This window comes from Campylobacter felis (assembly GCF_030250085.1).
GTDB classification, from domain to species: Bacteria; Campylobacterota; Campylobacteria; order Campylobacterales; family Campylobacteraceae; genus Campylobacter_D; species Campylobacter_D upsaliensis.
The window spans coordinates 30926-40085 of sequence record NZ_JANURX010000010.1 but is presented as its reverse complement, the minus strand read 5'-3'; the positions used below and the strand labels follow the sequence as shown (position 1 = coordinate 40085).

At 35.4% G+C, this 9160-nt stretch carries 13 protein-coding genes; 4 read left to right on the top strand and 9 right to left on the bottom strand.

Going from position 1 to position 9160, the window contains the following annotated elements:
• Window positions 1-9: 9 nt before the first annotated feature.
• Window positions 10-228, top strand: coding sequence for a translation initiation factor IF-1 (gene infA / locus NYG92_RS06465; protein ID WP_004275892.1), 219 nt, complete (start codon window positions 10-12; stop codon window positions 226-228).
• Window positions 229-243: 15 nt separating this feature from the next.
• Here the strand turns inward: infA and NYG92_RS06460 are convergent, their stop codons facing one another.
• From NYG92_RS06460 to purM, 4 genes are all read right to left on the bottom strand, one after another.
• Entirely contained in the window at window positions 244-1077 is an 834-nt protein-coding gene (locus tag NYG92_RS06460; protein ID WP_289233877.1) for an ABC transporter substrate-binding protein, read from the bottom strand.
• Window positions 1061-1690 carry a glycosyltransferase family protein gene (locus NYG92_RS06455; protein WP_289233876.1) on the bottom strand — a complete coding sequence of 210 codons (630 nt, stop codon included), beginning with the start codon at window positions 1688-1690 and terminating at the stop codon, window positions 1061-1063. Before NYG92_RS06455 ends, NYG92_RS06460 begins: the two co-directional genes overlap by 17 nt.
• A gap of 149 nt (window positions 1691-1839) precedes the next feature.
• Entirely contained in the window at window positions 1840-2037 is a 198-nt protein-coding gene (locus NYG92_RS06450; protein ID WP_289233875.1) for a hypothetical protein, read from the bottom strand.
• Complete coding sequence (purM, locus tag NYG92_RS06445) at window positions 2034-3020, bottom strand: phosphoribosylformylglycinamidine cyclo-ligase (RefSeq protein ID WP_289233874.1); 987 nt, start codon at window positions 3018-3020, stop codon at window positions 2034-2036. The genes NYG92_RS06450 and purM overlap by 4 nt, the downstream gene beginning before the upstream one ends.
• Window positions 3021-3081: 61 nt before the next feature.
• Here purM and coaE point away from each other — a divergent pair, with 61 nt between their 5' ends.
• Genes coaE through NYG92_RS06430 form a run of 3 tightly spaced genes read left to right on the top strand, consistent with a single transcriptional unit; the run spans window position 3082 to window position 5109 of the window.
• Complete coding sequence (gene coaE / locus NYG92_RS06440) at window positions 3082-3669, top strand: dephospho-CoA kinase (RefSeq protein WP_289233873.1); 588 nt, start codon at window positions 3082-3084, stop codon at window positions 3667-3669.
• Window positions 3666-4415, top strand: coding sequence for a diaminopimelate epimerase (gene dapF / locus NYG92_RS06435; protein ID WP_289233872.1), 750 nt, complete (start codon window positions 3666-3668; stop codon window positions 4413-4415). Before coaE ends, dapF begins: the two co-directional genes overlap by 4 nt.
• On the top strand, window positions 4390-5109 hold the full coding sequence (locus NYG92_RS06430) for a glucosaminidase domain-containing protein (RefSeq protein ID WP_289233871.1): 720 nt from the start codon (window positions 4390-4392) through the stop codon (window positions 5107-5109). The genes dapF and NYG92_RS06430 overlap by 26 nt, the downstream gene beginning before the upstream one ends.
• Here NYG92_RS06430 and NYG92_RS06425 read toward each other — a convergent pair.
• From NYG92_RS06425 to ilvE, 5 genes are read right to left on the bottom strand one after another with little or no spacing between them, the layout of a single operon-like run.
• Complete coding sequence (locus NYG92_RS06425; RefSeq protein WP_289233870.1) at window positions 5077-6096, bottom strand: ATP-binding protein; 1020 nt, start codon at window positions 6094-6096, stop codon at window positions 5077-5079. The two genes, NYG92_RS06430 and NYG92_RS06425, sit on opposite strands and share 33 nt — an antisense overlap.
• 1 nt (window position 6097) lies before the next feature.
• Window positions 6098-6607, bottom strand: coding sequence for a DUF2393 family protein (locus tag NYG92_RS06420; protein ID WP_270966505.1), 510 nt, complete (start codon window positions 6605-6607; stop codon window positions 6098-6100).
• Window positions 6607-7137 (bottom strand): DUF2393 family protein, encoded by a 531-nt coding sequence (locus NYG92_RS06415; protein ID WP_289233869.1) that lies wholly within the window; start codon window positions 7135-7137, stop codon window positions 6607-6609. Before NYG92_RS06415 ends, NYG92_RS06420 begins: the two co-directional genes overlap by 1 nt.
• A gap of 9 nt (window positions 7138-7146) precedes the next feature.
• Window positions 7147-8232 carry a prohibitin family protein gene (locus NYG92_RS06410; protein ID WP_027304462.1) on the bottom strand — a complete coding sequence of 362 codons (1086 nt, stop codon included), beginning with the start codon at window positions 8230-8232 and terminating at the stop codon, window positions 7147-7149.
• Window positions 8233-8241: 9 nt separating this feature from the next.
• Window positions 8242-9156 (bottom strand): branched-chain-amino-acid transaminase, encoded by a 915-nt coding sequence (ilvE, locus tag NYG92_RS06405; protein ID WP_289233868.1) that lies wholly within the window; start codon window positions 9154-9156, stop codon window positions 8242-8244.
• Window positions 9157-9160: the final 4 nt, after the last annotated feature.

Sequence of the window (9160 nt, the reverse complement as noted above, 5' to 3'; positions counted from 1 at the left end):
GGATAAATTTTGGCAAAAGATGATGTCATAGAAATTGATGGAAATGTAATTGAAGCTTTACCTAATGCAAATTTTAAGGTCGAACTTGATAATAAACATATAATTTTATGCCACATAGCAGGTAAGATGCGTATGCACTATATCCGCATTATGCCAGGAGATAGGGTTAAGGTCGAGTTGACTCCTTATAGTCTTGATAAAGGGCGTATCACTTTTAGATATAAGTAGGAGCAAAAGCTCCTTTTACTCAAAATACTGCTTTGCGTAAGCGGCATTTTCATACAAATTTTCTTTATATTTTTCTTTTCCATAGTTTGTAATGATGTCTTGTCCCTCTTTTGAGCTTAAGAATTTCACAAATTCAAGGGCTAGTTTTGAGGGTTTTTCCGTTGTCATAGCGACATAGGTATTAATCAAAACCTTATCACCAGAGTAAAGAATGTCTAAATTTTTTAGCTCATTTTTAGCTAGTTTGTAGGTGCTAGAATCGCTCATAAAATAGCCCTTTGTCGCATCTGCCTTTTTTAAAGTGGCTAGCATAAAGTCTTGATTTTTAACATACCATTTTCCATTAGGCTCGATGTTCGCACTTTTCCAAATGCTCATTTCTTTCTTGTGTGTGCCAGAATTATCCGCTCTAGTGTAAAAAAGTGCTTGTTTTTGTGCGATTTTGCTATAAGCTTCTTTAGCACTTTTTGCGTTTTTAATGTTAGCTGGGTCGTCTTTTGGACCTAGGATATAAAATTCATTTGAGCCTATGAGGGTTCTATTAGCCGCCCAACCCTCTTTTATGGCTTCTTTTTCTGCTTTTGGTGTATGCACCATAGCGATGTCGATTTGCTTTTCTTTTAGGAGTTTTAGAGTTGCCCCGCTTCCTGCTTTTATCCAGCAAAGTGAGCTGTTATTTTTAGCATTGAAAGCTTTGGCAAGTTCTTCTAAAAGTCCAAGCTCACCCGGACTTCCAGTGGCGAGTTTGATTTGCTCTTTTCCCTCTCCATAAACAGCTGTGCAGTCCATAGCACTAACCCCCGTAAGTGAAATCATAGCAACTAGTGCCATTTTAGATAGCATTTTCATTTTTGATCCTTGTGGTAAAGTGATTTGCTTTTTTATAAAAGTTTTGCATAATCTTAGCATAATTTTTTTGATAGCCATTTTCTTGACTAAATTTATCGCACATTCCGCCGTAACTTCCACCACTAAACCTATAAAAAGTATGTTTTGGGATAAAAATGAGGCTTGGAATTTGTAAAATGTCGCAAATATGCACTATGCCAGTATCCACAGAGATAAGTCCATCAAGCTTTTTACAAAAGCCTATGAGTGAGGCTATGCTGTCACTATTAATAAAAACTTTTAAATTGTCTTTTTCTTTGAGATTGAATTGCAAAGCATTATGTGTGAAATTGACCAAAACAAACAAAATTTCAGGGTGTTCTTTGGCTAAATTTTGACTTAGATTAAGCCAAGTTCTTGGCAGGGGATTAAAGCCTATGTTTTCAGTTTGATTACCAAAAACATTAACGGCGATGATTTTAGAAAATTTTTTACATCGACTAAAAAATTCCTTACTTAAAGTTTCGTCGCTAGGAAGCAAATTTTTAACTTCTTTAAAATCGATTTTAGAAAAATTTGCATTGTAATGTTTAGGATTGATAGTTTTGACAAGTTTTAGGGCGATTTCGCTCATATGTAGTTTTTTTCTAAAATAAGGCAAGGGAGTATCAAAACGAAAAAGACTATTAAAATGAGGCTGGGCGATAATGCGTTTAAATTGAAATTTGTGCAGTGTTTTGAAAAAATGTGAATTTCTTATATTGGTGATAAAAATATCGCTTTTTAAATTTTCAAAATCCTTACCCCCCCCGTATAAATTTCATCAATGAAAGGGATATTTTTAAGAAAGTTTTCATCGCTAAAGCCCTTTTGTGCTAAGATGAGTTTATCCTTTGGATAAAGGCATTTTATGGCATAAAGAGCTTTGAAGCATACGAGCAAATCGCCAAAGCCGTTTTGATGAAAAACTATGCGTCTCACTCTAAAACTACGCCCTCATTAATCACAACTTCGCCTATAATAAAGGCATCTGTGCTTTCAAGCACCTTAGAGGCATTGCTAGGACTTACGACAAGCACTAAGCCAACGCCCATATTAAAGCTTCTATACATTTCACTTTCTTCGACCCTTTCGCCGATGTGATAGAAAATTTCAGGGGTTTTTAGATGATGTTTTCTTATCACAGCACCTAAGCCTCTGGGTAAAACGCGTGGTAAATTCTCTACTAAACCCCCACCTGTAATGTGTGCTAAAGCATTAATATGGGGCTTTAGAGCTAAAAAATCTTTCACATAAATGCGTGTAGGTTCTAGTAAAATGTCAATTAAATTTCGCCCTTCAATTTTATCGTCAAATTTCATTTTAAGGCTTTCAAAAAGCACTTTTCTCGCTAAAGAATAGCCGTTAGAATGAAGCCCCGAGCTAGGTAGTGCTAAAAGCAAGTCGCCATTTTTAACATAAGGGCTTCGCTCAAGCTCCTCTTCTTCGGCTATACCTACCGCAAAGCCCGCTAAGTCAAAATCATCTTTTGCATACATTCCGGGCATTTCAGCGGTTTCACCGCCAATTAATGCGCAATTTGCCATCTTACAACCCTTAGCTATGCCCTCAACCACAGCTTTTGCGACCTCTACTTCAAGTTTTGCCGTAGCGTAATAATCAAGAAAAAATAAAGGCGTAGCAAAATTACAAATCAAATCATTTACGCACATCGCCACTAAATCCTGCCCTATGGTATCGTAGCGTTTTGCATCGATGGCTAGACGAAGTTTAGTGCCAACCCCATCAGTCGCTCCTAAAATCACAGGCTTTTCATAGCCGCTTGGCAGTCTAAAAGCCCCTGCAAATGAGCCTATGCCACCGATGACATTTTGGTTAAAAGTCTCTTTTACAAGAGGCTTAATCGCCTCTACAAAGGCATTGCCATTATCTATACTTACTCCAGCATCTTCGTATGAAATCATTTATTTACCTTTAAGAATTTAAAGGGTATTTTAGTCAAAAAAAGTTTCGACAAGGTATAAAATGAAAAATGCGTATTTTGTGAGTGCGAGCATAGCTTGTGGGAAAAGTTCTTTTATAAAAATAGCAAATGAGCTAGGCTTTGAAAGTTTAAGTGCGGACTTGATCGCAAATGAAATTACACAAAAAAATGCTGCTGTTTTAGCTGAGATGTTTTTGCTAAATTTGGATAAAGAGGGCAAAATAGATAAAAAAGCCCTTGCAAATTTAATTTTTAAGGATAAAAAGGCTAAAGAAAAATTAGAAAATTTTATGCATCCTAAAATACGCGAAGAGCTTTTAAGAAAAATGCAAATTTTAGAGCAAAAAGGACGCATTTTTTTTGTAGAAGTTCCGCTTTTTTTTGAAAGTGATTTTTATCAAAATTTAGGCAAAAGTGTGCTGATTTATGCACCTAAAAATGTGAGTTTGCAAAGATTAATGCAAAGAGATGGGTTAGATAAAGATGAAGCATTAAGAAGAATAAAATCGCAAATGGATATAGAAAAAAAGCGTGAAATGGCGGATTTTGTAATACAAAATATCGGCTCTTATGAAGAATTTAGGCAAAATTGTGTTAAATTTATCAAAAGCTTAAAGGAGCAGGGGTGAAGTTTTTCAAATATTGTGCTAGTGGGAACGATTTTGTGATTTTCAATGCTGACAAAAAAGCAAACAGAAGCGAGTTGGCGCGCATTTTGTGTAATCGTTACGAGGGCGTGGGTGCTGATGGTATGATAGTGATTTTACCTCACGAAAAATACGATTTTGAATGGGAATTTTACAATAAGGACGGCTCAAGAGCGGCGATGTGTGGTAATGGCTCAAGAGCGGCGGCACATTTTGCTTATCATATCAATGGAGTCAATTCTAAAATGCGTTTTTTAAGCGAAGCAGGAGTGATTGAAGCGAGTGTGAAAAAAAGTGGGGTTGAGGTAGTTTTAGGGGAGGCAAGAGCTGTTAAAGAGCCTTTTGAATTTGGGGGGAGGGTGTGGCAGCATTGCGATACGGGAGTGCCGCATTTGGTGCATTTTTGCGAAAATATCGAGGAATTTGACAAAAAAACCTGTCAAATTTTAAGAAAAAAATATAATGCCAATGTGAATTTCGCACAAATTATCGATGATAAATTAATAAAAGTGCGAACCTTTGAGCGTGGAGTTGAAGATGAAACTTTAGCGTGTGGGACGGGGATGGCGGCTTGTTTTTATCTAGCATATTTGCAAAAAAAACTTAAGGATAAGGTTAAAATCGTGCCAAAAAGCGGGGAGCAGCTTAGTTTTAGGTTAAAAGATGAAAAAATTTATTTTAAGGGTAAGGTGAAGTGTTGTTTTGAAGCGAATTATTATTTTTCTTAGCCTATTTTCTCTAGCCTTTGCTGGTTTTGACGAAAGTTATTATAAGCTTTCAAATGAAGAAAGAAGGGCTGTTTTTTTTGCGAAAATGGACAAGCTTTTAGATCGCTCCTTTGCTAAGGTGGCTAAGGAAAGGGCTTTTGTAAAGTTTTTTTTAGAAAATGGTGCTAAAAACGGCTTTAGAGAGAGCGAGGGTTTAATCAAACTTGCAAATTTAAGGGAAAAATACCGCGTTAAAAATCTTTTTTCTTGGGAAGAATATGATAAAAAAATGCGTCTAGTGCCTAAATCTTTAGCAATGGCACAAGCTTTAATTGAAAGTGCGACCGCGACAAGTCGTTTTGCAAGAAAAGCAAATAATCTTTTTGGCGAATGGACTTGGGGAGAAAAAGGCATAGTGCCTGAAAATAGAGCGCCAAATTCTAAGCATAAAATTCGCATTTTTGATAGTTTAGAAGAAAGCGTGGATTCTTATGTGCTTAATTTAAATCGTCATTTTGCTTATGAGAATTTTCGCCAAAAACGCTACGAATTTGCTAAAGAGGGTAAGGAATTTAGTGGAATCGAAGCAGCTAAAAGCCTTCACTCTTATTCTGAGCTTGGTGGGAGCTATATTAAAATGGTAACTCAAGTGATACAAAAATATAAACTTATGGAGTATGACTTAAAGACTCAAAGCCCACTTATCAAATGGTAAAATTTCAAATTTAACGCCTTGTTCAAAAAAACTTTCTTCGCTTGAAAGTGTGATGAAAACTATGTGGAAAATACCTAATTCAAGGGCTTTTGGTAGAATTTTTTTAGCCCTTAGCTTAATGAGGTCTATGTCTAGGGTTGGACTTGAGATGTAGGCGTGATGCGTGGTGTAAAAGTGGAAAAATTTATTATAAAAAAGCTTTTTTTGGCATTTAAAAAGCTCGCATAGGAGCATATTTTCAAAAAGGGCGTTAAAATTTTTTTGTATGCAAAGGGCATTTCTTAGACTAAAATCTTTAAAATAAATTTTAAAAAGCTTTTTTTCTCCGTGTGTTAAATTTGTAATGATGAAGCGATTTTCTAAATCTTTTATGCTTTTATAAACGCTATCTTTTGAGGTTTTGATTTTTGTTTTAAGGTTTAAAAAAAGTTGGTTTATGCTGATTTCTTTGCCTAAATTAAGAGCCAAGTATTTTAAAATTTCAAGCTCTAAAAGACTAAATTCTTTTGGGGAGATTTTATCATTTTCTTTTTGTCCGTTTTGTAGAAAAAGCCCTAAGAGCTGTTGTATTGGAAGATTTTTTTTACTAATGCTAATAAATTCTTCAAAATCACAAAAATTTAAATAAAGCTCCTTAAAGCCCTTTAAATTTAACAAATTATTATGAGTGCAAACTATGGTATTTATGGGACTTTGAAAGTTTAAATTAGTGGGAGCATTATAAAGGCAGAGAATTTGAATTTGCGGATTTTGCTTTAAAAAGGATGTTAAATTTTTAAGACTTTCTTTTTCAAAACGCACATCTTCAAGGTCGATAAATAGCACCTCTTCACTTTTAAAAGAAGAGAAAAAATTCAAAATAAGGCGTTTTTTACCGCTATTTTTCGCACCTTTTAAAAGAATATTTGCAGGATAAAGTTTTAATTTTCTTTCATAATTTGCTTCAAATTTAGGATGATTTTCATAGAAAAAATTTAAGATTTTCACGCTAGATACATTTTAGGATATAGTAAAATTCAGCATTATCAAAGCTCGGTGGAAAGGGGACTTTGGCACTGAATTCTTTATAGGTGTTACCCGGGAGTTTATTGGCTATTTCTATGGTGTAGGTTGCGCTTGTATTTTTCATTGTAGCATTTTTGAGATTTTCACTCGCAAACACTTCACCGCCGACTGCTTTTTTGTTTGTAATGCTTAAATGAAGATAACATTTTCTAATGTCGTATTTTGTAAGGTTTTGCACTCTGCCACTTACAATGAGGCTTTCGTGCCTTAAATCTCTAGTATAAGTGAGCTTAGAAAGTGAAGCTTGTGTGGTAAATTCGCTAATGGTTACTAAAACGGAGTAAATTAAAATCGCCATAAATATGGTGTTAATACTATAAAGAATAAGGGCGATTTCTTTTTGTTTAAATTTGAGAAAGATTAAAACGCAAATTAAAATAAAACAAATGAATAAAAGCACAAAGGCAAGGATATGAAAAAAAGTAAATTGCATTAAAAACACTCCGAACTTAAACGAAGGGTATAATTGCCTTCTTTGTCAAAATTGTCAAAGGCTATTCTTTGAAACTGGGTGCTACCTTTTTCTAAATTATCAAAATTTTTGCTTTTTTGTCTAAAGGCAATAAATTGTTTTTTAAAGCTTGAAATGAAATTGTCATTTTCGTTTGGATTTTGATAAAGCTTGGCAGTAACTTTACAGTCTTTAAAATTAAATTTAGAGGCGTTTGTGATGTTAAAATCGACTATAAAAGCACCTGAGCTTTGTATGATTCTTTGATTTTGTATGGTTGTAATTCTACTTCTTAATTCAAAATCGATAAAGCGATAACCATAAATATAAATCAAAAATGAAGCAATAATGTCTAAAGCTATGATAAACAGAGCTATGATGGGTTTATGGCTTAGAAAAATACACAAAAATAAAATGCAAGTGAAAAACAAAAATACTAGCAAAATTAGCATAAAATCTGCTAAATAAAAATGGCTAGTATAAAAAAGAATCCATTCTTTTATGTTTTCCACTTAATTTTCCTAGTTTGGGCTAACTGCAGTTTGCTTTTTAGCATCCTTAGTATCGACCCAGATATTAGGCACTGCACCGCCAGGCGTTAGGAAAATTTTTGCATCTTGATTGACCTTTAGGGCTTCATTGAAAGCCTTTTGCGTTTCGATTTGTTTTAAGTTAAGTAAAGGCGTGTTAAGACTTTGAGCGATTTCTTTATTAGAATAAGCTTGTGCGTCCGCTTCTATCTTTACAGCCGTTGCCTTACCCTTAGCACTGATGATAGTCGCATTTGCTTCACCCTCTGCTAGTGCAGCCTTTTTAAGGGCTTCTTGGTTAGCTCTTTCGACTTCGTATTTTGTTCTTTCGGCTTCTTGCTTGGCGATTTGCACGCGTTCAATTTGCTCCTTAACTTTGGCTGGGAGTATGATTTCTCTAAGTTGCACAGCTCTAAGCTCGACAGGTTCATTTGGCTGGGCTATGATGGTTTTTCTTATGCCCTCTTCGATTTGCGTGGCTATGGCGTTACGATTGGTTGGTAATTCTTCAGCCGTGTAGCGTCCTACGACACTTCGCACAACATCACGCACAACAGGGTCGATGATTTTATTTTCCCAGTTTAAGCTCCAAACAGCTATGGTTTGAGGCACTTGAATAGGATTTAATTGATATTGCACTGTTACATCAATAGACACGGGCAAACCACGCGAGTCAAGCACAGAAATGCTATTTTTATTAATCACGCCCGTGCCAATACCCAAATTTTCGTTTGTTCCTTCCAAAGAAGCGTAATTAATCTGCCTTACCCTCGTATCCACAACAATCACTCTATCAATGAAAGGTAGGAAAAAGTGAAGTCCGGGCTCAAGGGGATTGGGATCATATTGACCAGTGCGGGCTTTAATGCCCATTTCGCCGGAATTTATGATGACAAAAGGTTTTGCGACAATTAAAATCAAAGCAATAATAATAAGCGTGTAAATCACAGGTGCAAATTTACCAAAGCCTTTAAAATTAAATTCTGGAGCTTTAAAATTAAAATTTTGGCGATGATTGTTTCCGCCGTTTGAATTTCCATTTTTTTTATTAAAATAATCATTTAAATCTGCTGGCATTTCTTTCCTTTAAATGTAAGTTAGCATTGAGGCGTATTTTTGATTACGCCCATAAACTATGTCAAAATAGGCATCTTGAAGAGCCTTTGTGATAATTCCTCTTGAGCCATTGCCTATAATTCTCGCATCGATATTGTTTATAGGTGTGATTTCTGCGGCTGTGCCTGTGAAAAATGCCTCATCAGCCGTATAAACTTCATCGCGTGAAATTCTTTGTCTAAGCACATCAATCCCTAAGTCGTGGGCGATTTTAAGCACTGTGTCTTGCGTTATGCTTTTGAGCGAAAAATCATTTGGAGGTGTGATGATAACGCCGTTTTTAACGATGAAAAAGCACTCTCCAGTCCCCTCAGCCACAAAACCTTCTTCATCAAGCATTAAGGCTTCTTCATATCCTGCTTCTATGGCTTCAAATTTAGCAATTTGAGAATTGAGATAATTTGCACTTGCCTTAGCCTTACCCATACAAGATTTAACACTATTTCTAGCAAAAGAAGAAATTTTTACTTTAATCCCTTTTTCAAGCCCCTCCTCGCCAAGATAAGCCCCCCATTCCCAAGCGGCTATCCCCACTCTTACAGGCGCTTTCATATGGTAAAGCCCCATTACCCCATCACCTAAGAAAATTAAAGGGCGTATGTAAGTGTTTTCTTTAAAAGCATTTGCTTTTAAGAGTTCAATTTGGGCATTTTCAAGTTCTTTTTGTGAGAAAGGACAATTTAAAAGCGTAATTTTTGCACTTTCAAGCAATCTTTTCGTATGCTCTTCTAGTCTAAAAATCGCCAAGCCATTTTGCGTTTTATAAGCTCTAGTCCCCTCAAATACAGCATTGCCATAATGTAAAGAATGGGTTAGAAAATGCAAAGTTGCATCTTTAAAATCAACAAGTTTTCCATCAAGCCAAATTTTTTCTGCGTGTATCATCTTT

Coding starts and splice junctions, on each gene's coding strand:
- purM (WP_289233874.1), bottom strand. CDS start 3,020: ATGATTTCATACGAAGATGCTGGAGTAAGTATAGATAATGGCAATGCC.
- ilvE (WP_289233868.1), bottom strand. CDS start 9,156: ATGATACACGCAGAAAAAATTTGGCTTGATGGAAAACTTGTTGATTTT.
- NYG92_RS06460 (WP_289233877.1), bottom strand. CDS start 1,077: ATGAAAATGCTATCTAAAATGGCACTAGTTGCTATGATTTCACTTACG.
- coaE (WP_289233873.1), top strand. CDS start 3,082: ATGAAAAATGCGTATTTTGTGAGTGCGAGCATAGCTTGTGGGAAAAGT.
- NYG92_RS06420 (WP_270966505.1), bottom strand. CDS start 6,607: ATGCAATTTACTTTTTTTCATATCCTTGCCTTTGTGCTTTTATTCATT.
- NYG92_RS06455 (WP_289233876.1), bottom strand. CDS start 1,690: ATGAGCGAAATCGCCCTAAAACTTGTCAAAACTATCAATCCTAAACAT.
- NYG92_RS06410 (WP_027304462.1), bottom strand. CDS start 8,232: ATGCCAGCAGATTTAAATGATTATTTTAATAAAAAAAATGGAAATTCA.